The 21,052-nt window shown below is 60.2% G+C and carries 17 protein-coding genes; 11 read left to right on the forward strand and 6 right to left on the reverse strand.

The genetic code is table 11. The features are described from left to right. Positions 1-40: 40 nt before the first annotated feature. The 3 genes from AC1RPZ_RS08600 (at position 41) to AC1RPZ_RS08610 (ending at position 4,192) form a co-directional block, all read left to right on the forward strand. On the forward strand, positions 41-1,525 hold the full coding sequence (locus tag AC1RPZ_RS08600) for an MFS transporter (protein WP_493136621.1): 1,485 nt from the start codon (positions 41-43) through the stop codon (positions 1,523-1,525). Positions 1,526-1,536: 11 nt separating this feature from the next. Further along, the gene (garD, locus tag AC1RPZ_RS08605; RefSeq protein ID WP_493136623.1) at positions 1,537-3,090 is read left to right on the forward strand and encodes a galactarate dehydratase; all 1,554 of its coding nucleotides are present in this window, start codon (positions 1,537-1,539) and stop codon (positions 3,088-3,090) included. Between the two features lie 160 nt (positions 3,091-3,250). Further along, complete coding sequence (locus AC1RPZ_RS08610; RefSeq protein ID WP_493136625.1) at positions 3,251-4,192, forward strand: AEC family transporter; 942 nt, start codon at positions 3,251-3,253, stop codon at positions 4,190-4,192. A gap of 156 nt (positions 4,193-4,348) precedes the next feature. On the opposite strand, the gene AC1RPZ_RS08615 is transcribed toward AC1RPZ_RS08610, so the two are convergent. The 6 genes from AC1RPZ_RS08615 to gatC all read right to left on the reverse strand — a co-directional run bounded on the left by AC1RPZ_RS08615 (position 4,349) and on the right by gatC (position 9,608). Beyond that, on the reverse strand, positions 4,349-4,741 hold the full coding sequence (locus tag AC1RPZ_RS08615) for a carboxymuconolactone decarboxylase family protein (protein ID WP_493136627.1): 393 nt from the start codon (positions 4,739-4,741) through the stop codon (positions 4,349-4,351). After that, on the reverse strand, positions 4,738-5,808 hold the full coding sequence (locus AC1RPZ_RS08620) for a calcium/sodium antiporter (protein ID WP_493136838.1): 1,071 nt from the start codon (positions 5,806-5,808) through the stop codon (positions 4,738-4,740). Before AC1RPZ_RS08620 ends, AC1RPZ_RS08615 begins: the two co-directional genes overlap by 4 nt. A gap of 50 nt (positions 5,809-5,858) precedes the next feature. Beyond that, positions 5,859-6,233, reverse strand: coding sequence for a septal ring lytic transglycosylase RlpA family protein (locus tag AC1RPZ_RS08625; RefSeq protein ID WP_493136629.1), 375 nt, complete (start codon positions 6,231-6,233; stop codon positions 5,859-5,861). Positions 6,234-6,396: 163 nt separating this feature from the next. Next, the gene (gene gatB, locus AC1RPZ_RS08630; RefSeq protein ID WP_493136631.1) at positions 6,397-7,842 is read right to left on the reverse strand and encodes an Asp-tRNA(Asn)/Glu-tRNA(Gln) amidotransferase subunit GatB; all 1,446 of its coding nucleotides are present in this window, start codon (positions 7,840-7,842) and stop codon (positions 6,397-6,399) included. A 10-nt stretch (positions 7,843-7,852) separates the two neighbouring features. After that, complete coding sequence (gatA, locus tag AC1RPZ_RS08635; protein WP_493136633.1) at positions 7,853-9,304, reverse strand: Asp-tRNA(Asn)/Glu-tRNA(Gln) amidotransferase subunit GatA; 1,452 nt, start codon at positions 9,302-9,304, stop codon at positions 7,853-7,855. A 16-nt stretch (positions 9,305-9,320) separates the two neighbouring features. Continuing rightward, positions 9,321-9,608 (reverse strand): Asp-tRNA(Asn)/Glu-tRNA(Gln) amidotransferase subunit GatC, encoded by a 288-nt coding sequence (gene gatC / locus AC1RPZ_RS08640; protein ID WP_493136635.1) that lies wholly within the window; start codon positions 9,606-9,608, stop codon positions 9,321-9,323. Positions 9,609-9,818: 210 nt separating this feature from the next. On the opposite strand from gatC, the gene mreB reads away from it, so the two are divergent. The 8 genes from mreB to tldD all read left to right on the forward strand — a co-directional run bounded on the left by mreB (position 9,819) and on the right by tldD (position 21,009). Continuing rightward, entirely contained in the window at positions 9,819-10,856 is a 1,038-nt protein-coding gene (mreB, locus tag AC1RPZ_RS08645; protein ID WP_015093487.1) for a rod shape-determining protein MreB, read from the forward strand. A gap of 190 nt (positions 10,857-11,046) precedes the next feature. Then, on the forward strand, positions 11,047-12,111 hold the full coding sequence (mreC, locus tag AC1RPZ_RS08650) for a rod shape-determining protein MreC (protein WP_493136839.1): 1,065 nt from the start codon (positions 11,047-11,049) through the stop codon (positions 12,109-12,111). Beyond that, entirely contained in the window at positions 12,111-12,593 is a 483-nt protein-coding gene (gene mreD / locus AC1RPZ_RS08655) for a rod shape-determining protein MreD (RefSeq protein ID WP_123424265.1), read from the forward strand. Before mreC ends, mreD begins: the two co-directional genes overlap by 1 nt. A gap of 43 nt (positions 12,594-12,636) precedes the next feature. After that, a complete protein-coding gene (locus tag AC1RPZ_RS08660) occupies positions 12,637-13,254 on the forward strand; it encodes a Maf family protein (RefSeq protein WP_493136637.1) in 618 nt (205 codons plus the stop codon). A 45-nt stretch (positions 13,255-13,299) separates the two neighbouring features. Continuing rightward, positions 13,300-14,757 carry a ribonuclease G gene (gene rng / locus AC1RPZ_RS08665; protein WP_493136639.1) on the forward strand — a complete coding sequence of 486 codons (1,458 nt, stop codon included), beginning with the start codon at positions 13,300-13,302 and terminating at the stop codon, positions 14,755-14,757. A gap of 69 nt (positions 14,758-14,826) precedes the next feature. Beyond that, complete coding sequence (locus AC1RPZ_RS08670; RefSeq protein ID WP_493136641.1) at positions 14,827-18,630, forward strand: YhdP family protein; 3,804 nt, start codon at positions 14,827-14,829, stop codon at positions 18,628-18,630. 70 nt (positions 18,631-18,700) lie between these two features. After that, positions 18,701-19,549: a carbon-nitrogen hydrolase family protein gene (locus tag AC1RPZ_RS08675; RefSeq protein WP_493136643.1), complete on the forward strand. Its 849-nt coding sequence runs from the start codon at positions 18,701-18,703 to the stop codon at positions 19,547-19,549. A 17-nt stretch (positions 19,550-19,566) separates the two neighbouring features. After that, on the forward strand, positions 19,567-21,009 hold the full coding sequence (tldD, locus tag AC1RPZ_RS08680) for a metalloprotease TldD (protein WP_493136645.1): 1,443 nt from the start codon (positions 19,567-19,569) through the stop codon (positions 21,007-21,009). The last annotated feature ends 43 nt before the right edge of the window (positions 21,010-21,052 follow it).

Genomic DNA, 21,052 nt, shown 5'->3' on the forward strand with positions numbered 1-21,052 from the left:
ACCGCCAACCGATGTAGGAGCTGCCGAAGGCTGCGATCTTTTGATCTTCAGCGTCCTCAAGGACGCCAGGAATCAAGATCAAAAGATCGCAGCCTGCGGCAGCTCCTACGCGGATATAAAAGATTCACCCGCGCATAAAAATAATCAGTGGGAGTACATCTACATGCAAGCGACCAAGCCGACCCACGTCCGCTATTTAATCCTGCTCATGCTGTTTCTGGTGACCACGATCAACTACGCCGACCGTGCCACCATCGCCATTGCGGGCTCCAGCCTGCAAAAGGACCTGGGCATCGACGCCGTCACCCTCGGCTACATTTTCTCCGCATTCGGTTGGGCCTACGTGGCCGGTCAGATCCCCGGCGGCTGGCTGCTCGACCGCTTCGGTTCGAAAAAAGTCTATGCCCTGAGCATCTTCACCTGGTCGCTGTTCACCGTGCTGCAAGGCTATGTCGGTGAGTTCGGCGTCTCCACCGCGATCGTCGCGCTGTTCATGCTGCGCTTTCTGGTGGGCCTGGCCGAGGCGCCGTCCTTTCCCGGTAACGCACGCATTGTTGCGGCCTGGTTCCCGACCGCCGAGCGCGGTACTGCTTCGGCGATTTTCAACTCGGCGCAGTACTTCGCCACCGTGATCTTTGCGCCGCTGATGGGCTGGATTGTCTACAGCTTCGGTTGGCAGCATGTGTTTATGGTGATGGGCGGGATCGGCATGGTGTTTTCGCTGGTCTGGCTGAAAGTTATCCACAGCCCGCGCCAGCACCCGATGATCAACGACGCCGAGTTCAAGCACATCGCCGACAACGGCGGCCTGGTCGATATGGATCAGGACAAGGGCAAACGCGTCGACGGTCCGAAGTGGGATTACGTGCGCCAACTGCTGAGCAACCGCATGATGCTCGGCGTGTACCTGGGCCAGTACTGCATCAACGGCATCACCTATTTCTTCCTGACCTGGTTCCCGGTGTACCTGGTGCAGGAGCGCGGCATGACCATTCTCAAGGCCGGTTTCATTGCTTCGCTGCCGGCAATCTGCGGCTTCATCGGTGGTGTCTTGGGCGGGATCATTTCCGACTACCTGCTGCGTACGGGCCACTCGCTGACCTTCGCCCGCAAGGCGCCGATCATCGGTGGGTTGTTGCTGTCGACCAGCATCGTGGCCTGCAACTACGTGGACATTGAATGGATCGTCGTGGGCTTCATGGCCCTCGCATTCTTCGGCAAAGGTGTGGGCGCATTGGGTTGGGCGGTGGTTTCCGACACGTCGCCAAAACAGATCGCGGGCTTGAGTGGCGGCCTGTTCAACATGTTCGGCAACATCGCTTCGATCACTACACCGATCGTGATTGGCTACATCATCAGTACCACCGGGTCGTTCAAATGGGCTCTGGTGTTTGTCGGCTGCAATGCACTGGTCGCGGTGTTCAGTTACCTGGTGATCGTCGGACCGATCAAACGCGTGGTGCTCAAAGAGCCACCCGCCAATGGCTCCGAACTGACTAACAAATTGTCTCAAGCGCATTCCTGAGGAGCGGCGTCATGCAGTTGATTGAACATTCCGACTCGCCGCGCTACATCCGGCTGCACGAGCGCGATAACGTGGTGATCGTGGTCAATGACCAGGGCGTACCGGCCGGCACTGAATTCCCGGACGGCTTGGTGACCGTGGAGTTCGTGCCGCAGAGCCACAAGGTGACGCTGGAAGACATCCCCGAAGGCGGTCAGGTGATTCGCTACGGCCAGACCATCGGTTACGCCTTGCAGCCGATCCCGCGGGGGAGCTGGGTCAAGGAAGATCAACTGCGCATGCCTACCGCGCCACCGCTGGACAGCCTGCCGCTGTCCACCGAGGTGCCGGCCGCACAAGCACCCTTGGAAGGCTTCACGTTCGAGGGCTATCGCAACGCCGACGGCACCGTTGGTACGCGCAATATTCTGGGGATCACCACCACCGTGCAATGCGTCACCGGTGTGCTCGACCATGCGGTCAAGCGCATCAAGGACGAGTTGCTGCCCAGGTACCCGCACGTCGATGACGTGATCGCGCTGACTCACAGCTACGGCTGCGGCGTGGCGATCACCGCCACCGACGCCTACATCCCGATCCGCACCGTGCGCAACCTGGCGCGCAACCCGAACCTGGGTGGCGAAGCGTTGGTGATCAGTCTGGGCTGCGAGAAATTGCAGGCCGGGCAGGTGATGCACGAGAACGACCGTTCGGTGGATCTCAGCGAGCCGTGGCTGTATCGCTTGCAGGATTCCAGTCACGGTTTCAGCGAGATGATCGAGCAGATCATGGCGCTGGCTGAAGTCCGCCTGAAGAAACTTGACCAGCGCCGCCGCGAAACCGTGCCGGCGTCCGAGTTGATCCTCGGTATGCAGTGCGGCGGCAGCGATGCGTTTTCCGGAATCACCGCCAACCCGGCGCTGGGCTTTGCCTCGGATTTGCTGCTCCGGGCCGGGGCGACGGTGATGTTTTCCGAAGTCACCGAAGTGCGCGACGCGATCTACTTGCTGACCTCGCGGGCGGAAACCAAGGAAGTCGCCCAGGAACTGGTGCGCGAAATGGATTGGTACGACCGTTACCTGGCCAAGGGCGAAGCGGACCGCAGTGCCAACACCACGCCGGGTAACAAGAAGGGCGGGTTGTCGAACATTGTCGAGAAATCTCTGGGCTCGATCGTCAAATCCGGCAACAGCGCGATCAATGGCGTGCTCGGTCCCGGCGAACGGTTCAAGCGCAAAGGGCTGATTTTCTGTGCGACGCCGGCCAGTGATTTTGTCTGCGGCACCTTGCAACTGGCGGCCGGGATGAACCTGCATGTGTTCACCACCGGGCGTGGCACGCCCTATGGTCTGGCGATGGCGCCGGTGGTCAAGGTCTCGACCCGAACCGAGTTGGCGCAACGTTGGCCGGATCTGATCGACATCGATGCCGGGCGGATTGCCACGGGGCGCGCTTCCATCGAGGAGTTGGGCTGGGAGTTGTTCCACTTCTATCTGGACGTGGCCAGCGGCAGGAAGCAGACGTGGGCGGAGCAGCACAAACTGCATAACGACATTACCTTGTTCAATCCGGCGCCGATTACCTGAGATCGAGTCGTCAGGGAAAAGATCGCAGCCTTCGGCAGCTCCTACATTGGATCGGCGCACATCCCGTAGGAGCTGCCGAAGGCTGCGATCTTTTGATCTTAAAAGGTCAGCACTGGCTTATCATTAGCCCCCTAACGACGCCCCTCAAGGTTCACCCGGCATGCTGGCAATTTTTCTCGAAACGCTGACCATCACCGCGCCAGTCTTTGCCATGTTGTTTTTGGGCGTGCTGCTCAAGCGCATCCACTGGATCAATGACGACTTTATCCACACCGCCTCGTCGCTGGTGTTCAACGTCACCATGCCGGCGCTGCTGTTTCTCGGGATTACGCACGCCGACCTGCACGCGGCCTTGAAACCGGCGCTGCTGATCTATTTCTCGCTGGCGACCCTGGTGTGTTTCGCCATTGCCTGGGGGTGGGCGATCTGGCGGTGCCCGCGAGAGGATCGAGGGATCTACACCCAAGGCGCGTTTCGCGGCAACAACGGGGTGATCGGTCTGGCGCTGGCGGCGAGCATGTACGGCGCTTATGGGATTTCCCTCGGGGCGATTCTCGCGGCGCTGGTGATCCTGTTTTACAACACGCTGTCGACCATCGTTCTGGCGGTGTACAGCCCGGTGATCAAATCCGATCCGTGGAGCATCTTCAAAAGTGTGCTCAGCAATCCGTTGATCCTCAGCGTGCTTTCAGCCGCGCCGTTCGCCTATTTCCGGATTGGCTTGCCCGGCTGGCTGGAGACTTCCGGCAGCTACCTGGCGCAGATGACCTTGCCGCTGGCGTTGATCTGCATTGGCGGCACGCTGTCGCTGGCGGCGTTGCGCAAGAGCGGTGATCTGGCGTTGAGTTCAAGCCTGGTGAAGATGGTCGGCTTGCCGATTCTGGCCACGCTCGGGGCCTGGTTCTGGGGTTTTCGCGGGGCAGAGTTGGGGATTTTGTTCCTGTACTTCGGCAGCCCGACCGCCGCCGCCAGTTTTGTCATGGCCCGGGCGGCCAATGGCAACCATGAACTGGCGGCGGCGATCATCGTCATCACCACGTTGATGGCGGCGGTCACCACCAACCTCGGGATCTTTGTGTTGCAGTGGGGCGGGTGGATTTAGCCGATAGATCTTCATTGCCCTTCAGGTCCAATCGCGAGCAAGCTCGCTCCCACATTTGATCTGTGTGGAACACAAAATCTGCGTACACCAAAAATCCACTGTGGGAGCGAGCTTGCTCGCGATAGCAATCTTGCAGGCACCCCAGATGCCGGCGTCTTACTCGGGCTTCTGGTAACTATCGATCACTTCCTGCGCCGCGCGGAACGCCTCCATCGCCGCTGGCACGCCGGCGTAGACCGCGCAGTGCATCAGTGTTTCGCGGATCTCGTCGACCGTGCAGCCATTGTTCAGTGCGCCACGCACGTGGCCTTTGAGTTCTTGCGGGCACTTGAGCGAGGTCAGGGCCGCGAGGGTGATCAGGCTGCGGGTTTTCAGCGCAAGACCGTCACGGTTCCACACCGCACCCCAGGCGTGTTCGTTGACGAACTCCTGAAACGACCGGGTCAGCTCGGTGGCATTGCCCATGGAACGGTCGACGAAGGCGTCGCCCATGACCTGGCGGCGCACTTCAATGCCGGTCGGTTTGCTGGAGCCGGGTTTGTCGGTCATGGCGATTCCCTCTTGTGGTGTTGGAGGCGCCAGGCGCGCAGTGACGTAAACAGCAAAAACGCCACCAGCGCCGGCAGGACGAAAAACAGCATCAGGTGTTCAAGTTTGCCGGCCAGCGGCATGCCTGTGGTAAACGACACGACATGCAGCCCATACGCCAGGTACAAGGCCAGAAACAGCAGGCCTTCGGCGCGGGTAATTCGATAGCCTGAATAGAACACCGGCAAACACAGCACGCTGACAGCGAGCATCACCGGCAAGTCGAAATCCAGCGCATTGGGTGATACCGACAGCGGTGTCGGCGCAACCAACGCGGTGAAGCCCAGCACACCCAGCAAGTTGAACAGGTTGCTGCCAATCACGTTACCCACCGCGATGTCGCGCTGACCACGCAGGGCGGCGATCAGCGAGGTCGCCAGTTCCGGCAGCGACGTGCTGACGGCAATGATGGTCAGGCCGATGATCCGTTCCGACAAGCCGAGTTCGGTTGCCACCTCGACCGCTGCGCTGAGTAGCAGATGCCCGGCAAACACCAGCAGCGCCAGACCGGCGAGCATCAGCAACACGCTGCTCAACCACGGAGCGCGGGATTGGCTGCCGTCGTCAGCCTTCGTGCTGTGCGGGCGCACCGAGTGCCGCGACTGGCGCAGCAGCAACCCGAGGTAAAGCACCAGCGCGGCTAACAGAATCGTGCCGTCGAGCGGTGTCAGTCGTTCATTCCAGGCCAGGGCGAACACCAGCAGGCTGGCGCCAATCATCACCGGGATGTCCAGGCGTACCAATTGCCGGGAGACCCGCAACGGGATGATCAGCGCCGAGAGTCCGAGGGTGACGAGGATGTTGAAGATGTTGCTGCCAATGACGCTACCGACGGCGATGTCGGTGTTTTGCATAAGGGTCGCTTGCAGGCTCACCGCCATTTGCGGCGCACTGCTGCCCAGAGCCACGACGGTCAGGCCGATGATCAGCGGGCGCACCTGCAAGTGTGCGGCCAGGCGCGCGGCGGCGCGGACCAGCAACTCGGCGCCGGCGATCAGCAGTACCAGACCACTGAGCAGTTGAAGCACGCTGAGCAGTGGCAAGTCGGCAAGTCCGAAAATGATCGGTGCTCCGTCTGTCAGTTGTCGAGGGATTGCACACGAACCGGTGCGGTGCCGCTGCCCAGCATGCCCAATCGCGCGGCCGCTTCGTGAGACAGGTCGATCAGGCGCCCACGGGTGTGCGGTCCGCGATCGTTGATACGCACTACACAGGATTTATCGTTGTTCAGGTTGGTGACCTTCACCCGGGTGCCAAATGGTAACTGGCGATGGGCAGCGGTCAGGGAATGCTGGTTGAAACGCTCGCCACTGGCGGTGCGTTTACCTTGGTGTTTGGCGCCGTAGTACGAGGCCACGCCGGTCTTGTCGTAGCCGTGTGGATCGATGACATCCGTGCTGGCGCAACCGGCCAGCAGAGAAAGCAGGGCGCACGCGCCAAGTAGACGTTTCATAAAAGGCTTCCCTGAAACAAATGTGGGAGAGGGCCGGGCGGCGCTCCGTTTGCTCGCGAATGCATTCTGACAGTCAACTTTGCATTGAGTGCCGAACCGTCATCGCGAGCAGGCTCTCTCCCACAGGAATTTGAGCCAGGCTTTAAATCTGGCTCCATTCCGGTCAGCCTTCGAGCTTGCTTTTCAGCAGTTCGTTGACTTGTTGCGGGTTGGCTTTGCCTTTGGAGGCTTTCATTGCCTGACCGACGAAGAAGCCGAACATCTTGCCGCGTTTGGCTTCGTCTGCCGCGCGATACTGTTCAACCTGTTCGGCGTTGGCTGCGAGCATTTCATCGAGTACGGCAGAGATCGCGCCGCTGTCGGTGACTTGCTTCAAGCCGCGCTTGTCGATGATCTCGTCTGCGCTGCCTTCGCCGCTGGCCATGGCTTCGAACACGGTCTTGGCGATTTTGCCGGAGATGGTGTTGTCCTTGATGCGCAACAGCATGCCGCCCAACTGCTCGGCCGACACCGGTGCCTCATCGATTTCCAGGCCTTGCTTGTTCAGCAGGCTGCCCAGTTCGACCATGACCCAGTTGGCCGCCAGTTTGGCGTCACTGGCGATGCTCACGACTTTTTCGAAGTAATCCGCTTGCTCGCGGCTCGACGCCAGGACGCTGGCATCGTAGACCGACAGGCCGAACTGCTCCTGGAAGCGTTCGCGTTTTTGCGGTGGCAGTTCCGGCAGGGTGGCGCGGATGTCATCGAGGAACGAGTCTTCGATCACCACTGGCAACAGGTCCGGATCGGGGAAGTAACGGTAGTCGTTGGCTTCCTCTTTGCTGCGCATGGCGCGGGTTTCGTCTTTGTTCGGGTCGTACAGGCGCGTCTGCTGGATCACCTTGCCGCCGTCTTCGATCAGCTCGATCTGACGACGCACTTCGGTGTTGATCGCCTTCTCGATGAAACGGAACGAGTTGACGTTCTTGATCTCGCAACGCGTGCCGAACTCAACCTGGCCTTTTGGACGGATTGATACGTTGCAGTCGCAACGCAGCGAGCCTTCGGCCATGTTGCCGTCGCAGATGCCCAGATAACGCACCAAGGCGTGGATCGCTTTGACGTAGGCCACGGCTTCCTTGGCGCTGCGCATGTCCGGCTCGGAAACGATTTCCAGCAGCGGCGTGCCGGCACGGTTCAGGTCGATGCCGGTGGCGCCGTGGAATTCTTCGTGCAGGCTTTTACCGGCGTCTTCTTCCAGGTGCGCGCGGGTGATGCCGACGCGTTTGACCGTGCCGTCTTCCAACGGGATGTCCAGGTGGCCCTTGCCGACGATCGGCAATTCCATCTGGCTGATCTGGTAGCCCTTCGGCAGGTCCGGATAGAAGTAGTTTTTACGGGCGAACACGTTGTGCTGGCCGATTTCGGCGTCAATCGCCAGGCCGAACATCACCGCCATGCGCACCGCTTCCTGGTTCAGTACCGGCAGTACGCCGGGCATGCCCAGGTCTACCAGGCTGGCCTGGGTGTTCGGATCTGCGCCAAACGTGGTGGCGCTACCGGAGAAAATCTTCGATTGGGTGGCGAGCTGGGTATGAATCTCCAGCCCGATCACGACTTCCCATTGCATGTGTTTCTCCTCAGAAGCCTGTCGGGGTGCGGGTGTGCCAGTCAGTGTTGAGCTGATACTGGTGGGCGACGTTCAACAGACGGCCTTCCTGGAAATACGGGGCGAGCAATTGCACGCCGACCGGCAAACCATCGACGAAACCGGCTGGCATCGACAAGCCCGGCAGGCCCGCAAGGTTGGCGGTGATGGTGTAGACGTCTTCCAGGTACGCAGCGACCGGGTCGCTGCTCTTGGCGCCGAGTTTCCAGGCTGGGTTCGGCGTGGTTGGGCCGAGGATGATGTCGACCTCATTGAAGGCAGCCATGAAGTCGTTCTTGATCAGGCGACGGATCTTTTGTGCCTTCAGGTAGTAGGCGTCGTAGTAACCGGCCGACAGCGCGTAGGCGCCAACCATGATCCGGCGCTGCACTTCCGGGCCGAAACCTTCGCCGCGCGAACGTTTGTACAGATCGGTCAGGTCTTTCGGGTCTTCGCAGCGGTAGCCGAAACGTACGCCGTCGAAACGCGACAGGTTGGAAGAGGCTTCGGCCGGGGCAATCACGTAGTACGCAGGAATTGCGTGCTGCATGTTCGGCAGGCTGATTTCCTTGACCACCGCACCGAGCTTTTCCAGCTCTTTGACGCTGTTGTGGATCAATTCGGCGATGCGCGGGTCAAGACCGGCGCTGAAGTATTCCTTCGGCACGCCGATGCGCAGGCCTTGCAGCGAGCCATTGAGGCTGGTGCTGTAATCCGGCACGGGTTCGTCGATGCTGGTGGAATCCTGCGGGTCGAAACCGGCCATGCCTTGCAGCAGGATCGCGCAGTCTTCAGCGGTACGCGCCAACGGGCCGCCCTGATCGAGGCTGGAGGCGTAAGCGATCATGCCCCAGCGCGAAACACGACCGTACGTCGGTTTCAGGCCGGTGAGGTTGGTCAGCGCTGCCGGCTGTCGGATCGAGCCGCCGGTGTCGGTGCCGGTCGCCGCAGGTAACAGACGAGCGGCAACCGCTGCCGCCGAACCGCCGGACGAACCGCCTGGAACGTGTTCCAGGTTCCACGGGTTTTTCACTGCGCCGTAGTAGCTCGACTCGTTGGCCGAGCCCATGGCGAATTCGTCCATGTTGGTCTTGCCCAGGGTCACGGCCCCGGCAGCGGCCAGCTTGGCGACCACAGTGGCGTCATACGGGGCCTTGAAGTTGTCGAGCATCTTCGAGCCGCAGCTGGTGCGAATGCCCTGGGTGCAGAACAGGTCCTTGTGGGCGATCGGCGCGCCGAGCAGGGCGCCGCTCTCACCGTTGGCCCGGCGTACGTCAGCGGCTTTCGCCTGCGTCAGTGCGAGCTCTTCGGTGACGCTGATGAAACTGTTGAGCTGAGGGTCGAGCTGGGCGATACGCGCCAGCAGCACTTTGGTCAGCTCTTCGGAGGAAAACTTTTTGTCGGCGAGTCCGCGGGCGATCTCGGCCAGAGTCAATTGATGCATTGCAGGCTCTTTCCCTTTAGTCGATGACTTTCGGAACCAGATACAGGCCGTTTTCGACCGCTGGTGCGATGGACTGATAGGCCTCGCGGTGATTGGACTCGGTCACGACGTCTGCACGCAGGCGCTGACTGGCTTCCAGTGGGTGGGCCAGCGGCTCGATACCGTCGGTATTGACCGCCTGCATTTCGTCAACCAGCCCGAGAATGCTGTTCAGGGCGGAAGTGATGTGTGGAAGATCGGCATCATTGAGGCCAAGGCCGGCCAGATGAGCGATTTTTTCCACGTCGGAGCGTTCAAGCACCATGGGATTCTCCAGTGGAAAACAGAACGGACGCTGTCCGTGTGTTAGATTGTCGGAACACTACCGCATTTCTACGGTCATAAGGCCGCGATTGTGGGGGTTGGTGCACAGAAAAGCGGCCAATTTAACATATTGGCGCCTTGCCCAAAATCCCTGTCGTTGTTAGAGTTTGCCGCACTTTTTTACCCACGCGTTGCCTAGGGTCCCTTTCCCATGTTCAAGAAACTGCGTGGCATGTTTTCCAGCGATCTTTCCATTGACCTGGGCACTGCCAACACCCTTATTTACGTGCGCGAGCGCGGTATCGTCCTGAATGAACCATCGGTTGTGGCCATTCGGACCCACGGTAATCAGAAAAGTGTCGTTGCTGTCGGCACCGAGGCCAAGCGCATGCTCGGCCGTACACCGGGCAACATTGCTGCCATTCGTCCGATGAAGGACGGCGTCATCGCCGACTTCAGCGTCTGCGAAAAGATGCTGCAGTACTTTATCAACAAGGTTCACGAAAACAGTTTTCTGCAGCCTAGCCCTCGTGTGCTGATCTGCGTTCCATGCAAGTCCACTCAGGTTGAGCGTCGTGCCATCCGTGAATCGGCGCTGGGTGCCGGTGCCCGTGAAGTGTTCCTGATCGAAGAGCCAATGGCTGCTGCGATCGGCGCCGGCCTACCGGTAGAAGAAGCTCGCGGTTCGATGGTCGTCGATATCGGTGGTGGTACCACTGAAATCGCGCTGATCTCCCTCAATGGTGTGGTTTATGCCGAATCCGTACGGGTTGGCGGCGACCGCTTCGATGAAGCGATCATCACGTACGTGCGTCGCAACTACGGCAGCCTGATCGGCGAATCCACCGCCGAGCGCATCAAGCAGGAAATCGGTACGGCCTACCCGGGCGGTGAAATTCGCGAAGTCGACGTTCGCGGCCGTAACCTGGCTGAAGGCGTTCCACGTGCATTCACCCTGAACTCCAATGAAGTGCTGGAAGCTCTGCAAGAGTCCCTGGCAACCATCGTTCAGGCCGTGAAAAGCGCATTGGAGCAGTCGCCGCCGGAACTGGCGTCGGATATCGCCGAGCGTGGCCTGGTACTGACCGGTGGTGGCGCCTTGCTGCGTGACCTCGACAAGTTGCTGGCCCAGGAAACCGGTCTGCCGGTGATCGTTGCCGAAGACCCGCTGACCTGCGTTGCTCGCGGCGGTGGCCGTGCATTGGAAATGATGGATAAACACACCATGGACCTGCTCTCGAGCGAATAATTTCGCCGGATGCTTCTATGCTGTTCGCGCGCAGGCAGCACTTTGCAGTGCTGCCTGTTGGCGTTTATCTTCTGTCAGTCTGCATCCAGGCCGGTTTGATGCCGTATGAATAAAGAGAACATTTGCCTGGGAGGAGCGGCTTATTAAACCGCTTTTCGCCAAAGGTCCCTCAATGGGCGTGCGCTTTCTGGTGCTGGCCGTGCTATCGGTCGCGCTGATGGTGGTCGATGCCCGCTTTGAAGTGCTCAAGCCTGCGCGCAGTCAGATGTCGCTGGTCTTGATGGACGCCTATTGGATCACCGACCTGCCGGAGCGGTTGTGGCAGGGTGTGAGCAGTCAATTTGGCAGCCGTACCGAGCTGGTAGCCGAAAACGAAAAACTCAAGACTGAAAACCTGCTGCTGCAGGGGCGCATGCAGAAGCTTGCGGCCTTGACCGAGCAGAACGTTCGGTTGCGCGAGTTGCTCAACTCGTCCGCACTGGTCAACGAGAAGGTCGAAGTGGCCGAGTTGATCGGCGTCGATCCCAACCCCTTCACCCATCGCATCATCATCAACAAAGGTGAGCGCGACGGCGTGGTACTCGGTCAACCGGTGCTCGATGCCCGGGGTCTGATGGGCCAGGTGGTCGAACTGATGCCTTACACCTCGCGTGTATTGTTGCTGACCGACACCACCCACAGCATTCCCGTGCAAGTGAACCGTAACGGCTTGCGGGCGATTGCCAGTGGCACCGGCAACCCGGAACGTCTGGAGTTGCGTCACGTTGCGGACACGGCTGACATTAAAGAAGGCGATCTGTTGGTCAGCTCCGGCCTCGGCCAGCGCTTCCCGGCCGGTTACCCGGTGGCGACCGTCAAGGAAGTCATCCACGACTCTGGCCAGCCGTTCGCCATCGTGCGCGCGGTGCCGACCGCTGCACTCAACCGCAGTCGTTACATGTTGCTGGTGTTCAGCGATGGCCGTACCCCGGAAGAGCGCGCCAACGAAGCGGCTCAGGCCCAGGATGCGGATCAGCATCCCGGCGCGGCCATCGTGCCTGCCACCGTGCCTAAACCTGCCGCCACTGTTGTCCCGGTGCCAGCTGCCACAGCAGCTGTGCCAGCAACGGCAACACCCGCAGCGGCCAAGCCGGCGAGCAAGCCTTCGACCCCGGCCAAGCCAGCTGCGCATCCCGCAGCAGCCAAACCACCCGCGGCGGTCGTCAAGCCGGCAGCGGCCAAACCGCCTGAAGCCACCACTCAGGGTAGAGAATAATGGCCAGTACCCGACCTCGTAATGGCTGGATGATCTGGCTGACGTTTGTCATCGCCTTGTTGCTCAGTATCGTACCGTTCCCGCACGTCGAGATCCTGCGTCCAATGTTTCTTGCGCTGCCATTGGCGTATTGGGCATTGGAAGTGCCGCAGAAAGTCGGGATGCTTACGGCCTGGTGTCTGGGCATGGCGCAAGACGTGCTGTTCGGCACCTTGTTGGGACACAACGCGCTGATTCTGACCCTGATCACCTTTTTGATCATGACGCTGCGACCGCGTTTGCGGATGTTTCCGATGTGGCAGCAAAGCCTGGTGATCCTGGTGATCCTGGGTCTCGCGCAACTGCTGCAACTGTGGCTCAGCGCCTTGACCGGTAACCGTCAGACGCTGGCCGTGCTGTTGCCTGCGCTGATCAGCGCCTTGCTCTGGCCTTGGGTCAGCTTCGGATTGCGTGGGTTGAGCCGCCGCTACAAAATCAACTGAATCGGTCAGGCATTAGCCCGCACCTCGACAGGGAGATGTCTTGATGAATCCGCTTTACCTCGCCTCAGGTTCGCCGCGTCGGCGTGAACTGCTCACGCAGATCGGCGTGCCGTTCACCGCCATCAGCGCGGACATCGATGAAACCCCTTTGACTGACGAGTCCCCTGCGGCCTATGTCGAGCGTCTGGCGCGCGTCAAGGCCGAGGCCGGTCGTGCACAGTTGGCGGTTAGCGAACCGGGTGCACCCGTTTGTGTGTTGGGTGCCGATACCGCCGTGGTGCTCGATGGGCAGATTCTTGGCAAACCGCTCGACGAAGCGCAAGCGCTGAGCATGTTGATGAGCCTGTCGGGGCGTGAACATGAAGTGCTGACCGCCATCGCCGTGCTTGATGGCCAATACTGCGAATCACGCGTGGTGCGCAGCCTGGTGCGTTTTCGCTTCATCAGTCATAAAGAGGCAGCGGCCTACTGGGCCAGCGGCGAGCCACGGGACAAGGCTGGCGGCTACGGAATTCAAGGCCTCGGCGCGGTGTTTGTCGCAGAACTCACCGGCAGTTACTCCGCCGTGGTCGGCCTGCCGCTGTGCGAAACCTTCGAGCTACTCGGCCATTTCGGCATACCCTGTTGGCAAAACCTTATCGCGCACCCAGCGTCGTACTGACTTGATGCGGCCATAATCGTGAATATGCCTGAACGAGACCTTGCCATGAGTGAAGAGATTCTGATCAACATCACGCCGATGGAATCGCGCGTGGCGGTGGTCGAAAACGGTGTCCTGCAAGAGGTTCATGTCGAGCGCACCCAGCGTCGCGGGATTGTCGGCAACATCTATAAAGGCAAGGTCGTTCGCGTTCTGCCAGGTATGCAGGCGGCATTCGTCGATATCGGTCTGGACCGGGCAGCCTTTATCCACGCCTCGGAAATCTCCCTGCGTGAAGGCCCCGCGGTGGAAAGCATCAGTGCACTGGTGCATGAAGGCCAGAGCCTGGTGGTGCAAGTCACCAAGGATCCGATCGGTTCCAAAGGCGCGCGTCTGACGACCCAACTGTCGATTCCCTCGCGCTATCTGGTGTACATGCCGCGCACGGCTCACGTCGGTATTTCGCTGAAAATCGAGGATGAAACCGAGCGCGAACGCCTCAAACAGGTGGTCACCGATTGTGTCGCGAAGGAAGGCATCAAGGAGGCGGGCGGTTTTATTCTGCGCACTGCCGCTGAAGGCGCCGGTGCCGATGAAATCCTGATGGACATCCGCTACCTGCGGCGCCTCTGGGATCAGATTGGCGCGCAGATCAAGACGGTCAGCGCACCGAGCGTGATCTACGAAGACCTCGGCCTGGCCCTGCGCACCTTGCGCGATCTGGTCAGCCCGAAGATCGAGAAAATCCGCATCGACTCGCGGGAAACCTTCCAGAGAACCACGCAGTTCGTTGCCGAGCTGATGCCGGAAATCGCTGACCGTCTGGAACACTATCCGGGCGAGCGGCCGATTTTCGATCTGTATGGCGTCGAGGACGAAATTCAAAAAGCCCTGGAGCGCAAAGTGCCGCTCAAGTCCGGCGGCTATCTGGTGGTCGATCCGGCAGAGGCCATGAGCACCATTGATGTGAACACGGGCGCTTTCGTCGGGCACCGCAATCTTGAAGAGACTATCTTCAAAACCAACCTGGAAGCGGCCACCGCGATTGCCCGGCAGCTACGCCTGCGCAATCTGGGCGGGATCATCATCATCGACTTCATTGACATGGAAGATGAGGAGCATCAGCGCCAGGTGCTGCGTACGCTTGAGAAACAGCTGGAGCGCGATCACGCCAAGACCAACATCATCGGCATCACCGAGTTGGGCCTGGTGCAGATGACGCGCAAGCGCACGCGCGAAAGTCTCGAGCAGGTGCTCTGCGAGCCGTGCAGCAGTTGCCAGGGCCGTGGCAAGCTCAAGACCCCGGAAACCGTGTGTTATGAAATCTTCCGGGAGATCTTGCGTGAAGCCCGCGCCTATCAGGCTGAAGGCTATCGTGTGTTGGCCAATCAGAAAGTGGTCGACCGGTTGCTCGACGAAGAGTCAGGCAATGTCGCGGAACTTGAAGGTTTTATCGGACGAACTATTCGTTTTCAGGTAGAAACCATGTACTCCCAGGAACAATACGACGTGGTGCTGCTCTGATCCGCTGTGTTTCATTACTAACGGCTGGCCTCAGCTTGCTGCACGATTTCGCCATGGGAGCCAACTGACATGGACCGTCTGATCCGCCTTTTCACCGCATCGATCCGCTGGGCGCTCGGGCTTTGTGCGTTATTGCTGGTGCTGGCGGCGCTGTACGGCAGCCTCGGTCGCGAGTTTATTCCGCTGGTGGCCGAGTATCGTGCGGAGGTCGAAGCCAAGGCCCGCGAAGCGCTGGGTATGCCGTTGCACATCGGCAGCCTGGAAGGCCGCTGGAGTGGCATGGCGCCGATTCTGCTGGCCCATGACGTGGTGGTCGGTGACGGTGCCAATGCCTTGCACCTGGATCAGGTGCGGGTGGTGCCGGATATCTGGGCCAGCTTACTGGCGCGCGCGGTGCGGATCGCACACCTGGAACTCAACGGCCTGAAGATCAGCCTCAAGGAAGGCCCGCGGGGGCAATGGGCGCTCGAAGGCCTGCCGGTGCAGCAGGATCAGCCGCTGAACCCCGAACAACTGCTCAACCGTCTGCAGAGGGTGGCGCAGTTGTCGGTGCTCGACAGTCAGATCACCTTGCTGCCGATCGGCCACGTGCCGCTGACTTTGACCTATGTCGGCCTGAACCTTAAAACCGGTATCAGCCAGCAGCGCCTCGATGCCCGGTTGACCTTACCTGATGGCCAGCCGCTGGCCATGAGCCTGCGCAGCCGGATTCGTGCCGATCAGTGGAAAGAGGCCGAAGTCGATGCCTATCTGAGCTTGCCGCAAAGTGATTGGTCGAAATGGTTGCCCGAGAGCCTGACCGGGCAATGGAATTTTTCCGAGATCAAGGCGGGTGGCGAACTGTGGGCGAACTGGAGCAAGGGGGTCCTGCAAAGCGCAGCCATTCGTCTCAACGCGCCGCAACTCAACGGTGCCTACGCCGAGCGCAAGCCGATCCAGATCAACAATCTGGCGCTCAACGGGTATTTTCAGCGCAATACCCAAGGGTTCCAGGTGTCTTTCGATTCTCTGGCCATGAGCCTGGGGGAAACCCGCTGGGAAACCCGTCTGCAACTTCAGCAGACCGCGACCACTGAAACAACCTCCGAGCTCTGGCATCTGCAAGCCGATCATTTCGACCTCACCCCGATCACACCGTTGCTGAATGCGCTGGGGCCACTGCCCAAAGACTTCGCCACGGTGGTCGAGCGGCTCAAGGTCACCGGTACGTTGCGCAACGTGCTGATCGACCTCCGGCCCGAGGCTACCGATGACAGCAAATTCAGCTTCGCCGCCAATCTTGAGCGTGTCGGGTTCGATGCTTATCACGGTGCTCCGGCGGCGCGTAACGTTTCCGGAAGCATCAGCGGTGACCTCGGCCAGGGTGAGTTGCGCATGGACAGCAAGGATTTTTCCTTGCACCTGGACCCGATTTTTGCCAAGCCATGGCAGTACATTCAGGCCAATGCCCGGCTGACCTGGAAACTCGATCAACAAGGTTTCACCCTGATCGCTCCGTACCTGAAGGTACTGGGCGAAGAGGGCAAGATTGCCGGCGACTTCCTGATTCGCCTGCATTTCGATCAGACCCAGGAAGACTACATGGACCTGCGGGTCGGTCTGCTGGAAGGTGATGGACGCTACACCGCCAAGTACCTGCCCAAGGTCTTGAGCCCCGCGCTCGATGAATGGCTGCGTACGGCGATTCTCAAGGGCGCGGTGGATGAAGGTTTCTTCCAGTATCAGGGGTCGCTGAACCACGATGCCATCGATGCGGCGCGCAGTATCAGTCTGTTCTTCAAAGTGCATGACGCCGAACTGGCCTTCCAGCCGGGCTGGCCACATGTCGGCAAGGTCAGCGGCGATGTGTTCATCGAGGACAGTGGCGTGCGCATTCTGGCCAGCAAGGGCCAGTTGCTCGATACCCAGGTTCGCGATATCTACGTCAACATCCCCCATGCGCCCGCTGGACAGAACCCGCACCTGTTCCTCGACGGCACTTTCGCCGGTGGTCTGGGGGATGGCCTGAAGATTCTTCAGGACGCACCGATCGGCACCGGCTCGACCTTCGCCGGTTGGCAGGGTGAAGGTGAGTTGCAAGGCAATCTGAAACTGGATATCCCCTTGGCCAAGAGCGAAGATCCGAAGATTGTGGTTGACTTCAAAACCGCCAAATCGCGTCTGAAGCTGAGCGACCCTGTGCTTGAACTGACGCAGCTCAAAGGTGATTTCCGCTTCGACAGTGCCAAGGGACTCAGTGGCCAGAACATTACGGCACAGGCCTTTGAACGGCCGGTCAGTGCACAGATTTATGCCGATGGCAGCCCCGGAAAATTCAACACCCGGGTAACCGCCAACGGCCAGGTAACGGTGAAAAAACTCGCCGAGTGGCTGAGCGTCACTCAGTCGCTGCCGGTTTCCGGGAATATTCCTTATCAGTTGCAGCTCAACCTCGACGGTGCCGACAGCCAGTTGATGGTCAGTTCCAACCTCAAGGGCGTTGCAGTCGATTTGCCAGCACCGTTCGGCATGTCCGCCGCGCAAGGTCGCGACACGGTGCTACGCATGACCCTGCAAGGACCGGAACGGCGTTACTGGTTCGACTATGGTGATCTCGCGGACTTCACCTTTGCGGCACCGAGCGGAAATTTTGCCGATGGCCGTGGCGAGTTGTTCCTGGGTAAAGGCAATGCGCTGTTGCCTGGCGATAAAGGCCTGCGCATTCGTGGCGTGCTGTCGGAGCTGGATGTCGAGCCATGGAAAGCCCTGATTGACCGCTACGCCGGACAGGATCTTGGCGGTAGCGCCAAGCAACTGCTCAGCGGCGCAGACTTCAAGGTCGACAAACTCACGGGTTTTGGCACCACGCTGGATCAGGCCCGCCTGCAACTGGATCGCAAGCCGACTGCCTGGGCGTTGCAACTCGATAGCCAACAGGCCAAAGGCACCGTCGGGATTCCCGACGCCAAATCCGCGCCGATTGCGATCAACCTGCAATACGTGCGGTTGCCGGCGCCTGATCCGAAGGTGCAGGCCGACGAAAATGCACCGGACCCGCTGGCGTCGGTCGATCCCACGAAAATTCCTGCACTGGATATCAAGATTGACGAGCTGTATCAGGGCACTGACCTGGTGGGCGCCTGGTCGCTGAAGGTCCGCCCAATCGTCAAGGGCATTGCCTTCAACAGCATGAATCTGGGCCTCAAAGGCATGCAGTTGCAGGGGGCGGGTGGTTGGGAAGGCGTGCCGGGATCTACCAGCAGTTGGTACAAGGGCCGCCTTGAGGGCAAGAACCTTGGGGATGTGCTCAAGGGTTGGGGGTTTGCGCCGACGGTGACCAGCGAAGAGTTCCATATGGACATCGACGGCCGCTGGCCTGGCTCACCGGCCTGGGTCGGTCCAAAGCGTTACTCCGGCAGCCTGGATGCCACGCTACGCAAAGGGCAGTTCGTCGAAGTCGAAGGTGGCGCGCAGGCGTTGCGGGTGTTTGGCCTGCTCAATTTCAACTCGATTGGCCGTCGCTTGCGGCTGGACTTCTCCGACCTGTTCGGCAAAGGCCTGAGTTACGACCGGGTCAAGGGGTTGCTGGTGGCCAGTGAGGGTGTTTACGTCACTCGTGAACCGATCACCCTGACTGGCCCGTCGAGCAATCTTGAACTCAACGGTACGCTGGATCTGGTGGGAGACAAGGTCGATGCCCAGCTGTTGTTGACCCTGCCGTTGACCAATAACCTGCCGATTGCTGCACTGATCGTCGGTGCGCCGGCGGTAGGCGGTGCATTGTTTCTGATCGACAAACTGATCGGTGATCGCGTGGCGCGCTTTGCCAGCGTCAAATACACCATCAAAGGCCCGTGGAAAGAGCCGAAAATTACCTACGACAAGCCTTTTTGACGCTCTTTTTCAGAACGCACTCTCCAAGCCTATGGAGTAGCATGGCCGCATACCTGATAAGGAGTGCGCCATGTCTTTTGCGGTGATTCAAATGGTCAGCCAGAGCGACGTGCCGGCCAACCTGACCCGGGCTCGGCGCTTGCTCGAGCAAGCGGCAGCGAGTGGTGCGCGACTGGCGGTGTTGCCGGAAAACTTCGCCGCCATGGGCCGTCGTGACATCGCTGACATCGGTCGCGCCGAGGCCTTGGGCGAAGGTCCGATTCTGCCCTGGTTGAAACAGACCGCTCGCGACCTCAAGTTATGGATAGTGGCCGGCACCTTGCCGTTACCGCCGGTGGATCAGCCCCGGGCAAAATCCAATGCCTGCTCGTTGCTGATCGATGAGCACGGTCAAACGGTGGCTCGCTACGACAAGCTGCATTTGTTCGATGTCGACGTGGCGGACAATCGTGGGCGCTACCGTGAATCCGATGACTATGCTCATGGCAGTCAGGTGGTCGTTGCCGATACGCCGGTCGGTCGGGTTGGCCTGACGGTTTGCTACGACTTGCGCTTTCCTGAGCTGTACAGCGAACTGCGCGCCGCCGGGGCAGAACTGATTACTGCGCCGTCAGCGTTTACTGCGGTAACGGGCGCGGCCCATTGGGAAGTGTTGATCCGTGCGCGGGCCATCGAAACCCAGTGTTATGTGTTGGCGGCCGCCCAGGGTGGAACTCATCCCGGACCGCGTGAAACCTTTGGCCATGCGGCGATTATCGACCCGTGGGGGCGTGTGCTGGCGGAACAGGACCAAGGCGAGGCCGTGCTGCTGGCCGAACGCGATAGCAGTGAACAGGCGTCCATCCGGGCGCGGATGCCGGTGTCCAGTCACCGGCGCTTTTTCTCGCAGGGCGCGCAGCGACCTGCCTCAGAACGTTGAATTAAGGCGTAAAACCTATGAGCGAGTTGTTGTCCTCAGTCAGTGAACATCTGCTTGCGCCGGGCGGCGTGACGATCGAGAACCTGCAAAGTGTGTTGGGTGATCTGGCCGGCCCGGGCATCGATGCGGCCGACCTGTATTTCCAGGGACAGATTTCCGAGTCCTGGGCGCTGGAAGACGGCATCGTCAAGGAAGGCAGCTTCAACCTCGATCAGGGTGTCGGCGTGCGTGCGCAATCGGGTGAAAAAACCGGTTTTGCCTACAGCAATGCGATCACCCTTGAAGCCCTGGGCCTGGCGGCGCGTGCTGCTCGTTCGATCTCCCGTGCCGGGCAAAACGGTACGGTGCAGGCGTTCAGCACTCAAGACGTCGCTCGATTGTACGGGCCCGACAACCCACTGGAAGTGATGACTCGCGCCGAGAAGGTCGAGTTGCTCAAGCGTATCGACGTGGCGACTCGCGCGCTCGATCCGCGTATCCAGCAAGTCACCGTGAGCATGGCTGGGGTTTGGGAACGGATTCTGGTGGCCTCCACCGACGGTGGTCTGGCAGCGGACGTGCGACCGTTGGTGCGCTTCAACGTCAGCGTGATCGTCGAGCAGAACGGTCGCCGCGAACGCGGTGGTCATGGCGGCGGCGGGCGTACCGATTACCGCTATTTCCTCGCTGAAGACCGTGCCATGGGCTACGCCCGTGAGGCATTGCGTCAGGCACTGGTCAACCTGGAAGCCATTCCGGCGCCGGCCGGCACCTTGCCGGTGGTTCTGGGGTCGGGTTGGTCCGGCGTGTTGCTGCACGAAGCGGTCGGCCATGGTCTGGAAGGCGACTTCAACCGTAAAGGCAGTTCGGCCTACAGCGGCCGCATGGGTGAAATGGTTGCGTCCAAACTCTGCACTATCGTTGATGACGGCACACTGGCCGGTCGCCGTGGATCGCTGAGTATCGACGACGAAGGCACTCCGACCGAGTGCACCACGCTGATCGAAAACGGCGTGCTCAAGGGCTACATGCAGGACAAGCTCAACGCTCGCCTGATGGGCTTGGCGCGCACCGGCAACGGTCGCCGCGAGTCTTACGCGCACCTGCCGATGCCGCGCATGACCAACACTTACATGCTCGGTGGCGAAAGCGATCCGGCAGAAATCATCGCCTCGGTGAAGAAGGGCATCTACTGCGCCAATCTGGGCGGTGGTCAGGTCGACATCACCAGCGGCAAGTTCGTGTTCTCCACCAGCGAGGCGTACCTGATCGAGGACGGCAAGATTACCGCGCCGGTCAAAGGGGCAACGTTGATCGGTAATGGTCCGGAAGCCATGAGCCGGGTGTCGATGGTCGGTAACGACCTGGCGCTGGACAGCGGGGTAGGGACGTGTGGCAAGGATGGTCAGTCGGTGCCGGTGGGTGTCGGCCAGCCAACCTTGAAAATCGATGCGATCACTGTGGGGGGGACAGGATCCTGATGGATGGAGCTTCGGGTGAGTTGCGGGGCAACTCACCCGATTC

This window comes from Pseudomonas sp. GW822-FHT02D10, from assembly GCF_058802345.1.

What these genes read in the sequence shown, in the direction of transcription:
- garD (WP_493136623.1), top strand. Translation starts at nt 1,537, where the DNA reads ATGCAGTTGATTGAACATTCCGACTCGCCGCGCTACATCCGGCTGCAC.
- AC1RPZ_RS08610 (WP_493136625.1), top strand. Translation starts at nt 3,251, where the DNA reads ATGCTGGCAATTTTTCTCGAAACGCTGACCATCACCGCGCCAGTCTTT.
- AC1RPZ_RS08615 (WP_493136627.1), bottom strand. Translation starts at nt 4,741, where the DNA reads ATGACCGACAAACCCGGCTCCAGCAAACCGACCGGCATTGAAGTGCGC.
- AC1RPZ_RS08625 (WP_493136629.1), bottom strand. Translation starts at nt 6,233, where the DNA reads ATGAAACGTCTACTTGGCGCGTGCGCCCTGCTTTCTCTGCTGGCCGGT.
- gatB (WP_493136631.1), bottom strand. Translation starts at nt 7,842, where the DNA reads ATGCAATGGGAAGTCGTGATCGGGCTGGAGATTCATACCCAGCTCGCC.
- gatA (WP_493136633.1), bottom strand. Translation starts at nt 9,304, where the DNA reads ATGCATCAATTGACTCTGGCCGAGATCGCCCGCGGACTCGCCGACAAA.
- gatC (WP_493136635.1), bottom strand. Translation starts at nt 9,608, where the DNA reads ATGGTGCTTGAACGCTCCGACGTGGAAAAAATCGCTCATCTGGCCGGC.
- mreB (WP_015093487.1), top strand. Translation starts at nt 9,819, where the DNA reads ATGTTCAAGAAACTGCGTGGCATGTTTTCCAGCGATCTTTCCATTGAC.
- mreD (WP_123424265.1), top strand. Translation starts at nt 12,111, where the DNA reads ATGGCCAGTACCCGACCTCGTAATGGCTGGATGATCTGGCTGACGTTT.
- AC1RPZ_RS08660 (WP_493136637.1), top strand. Translation starts at nt 12,637, where the DNA reads ATGAATCCGCTTTACCTCGCCTCAGGTTCGCCGCGTCGGCGTGAACTG.
- rng (WP_493136639.1), top strand. Translation starts at nt 13,300, where the DNA reads ATGAGTGAAGAGATTCTGATCAACATCACGCCGATGGAATCGCGCGTG.
- AC1RPZ_RS08670 (WP_493136641.1), top strand. Translation starts at nt 14,827, where the DNA reads ATGGACCGTCTGATCCGCCTTTTCACCGCATCGATCCGCTGGGCGCTC.
- AC1RPZ_RS08675 (WP_493136643.1), top strand. Translation starts at nt 18,701, where the DNA reads ATGTCTTTTGCGGTGATTCAAATGGTCAGCCAGAGCGACGTGCCGGCC.
- tldD (WP_493136645.1), top strand. Translation starts at nt 19,567, where the DNA reads ATGAGCGAGTTGTTGTCCTCAGTCAGTGAACATCTGCTTGCGCCGGGC.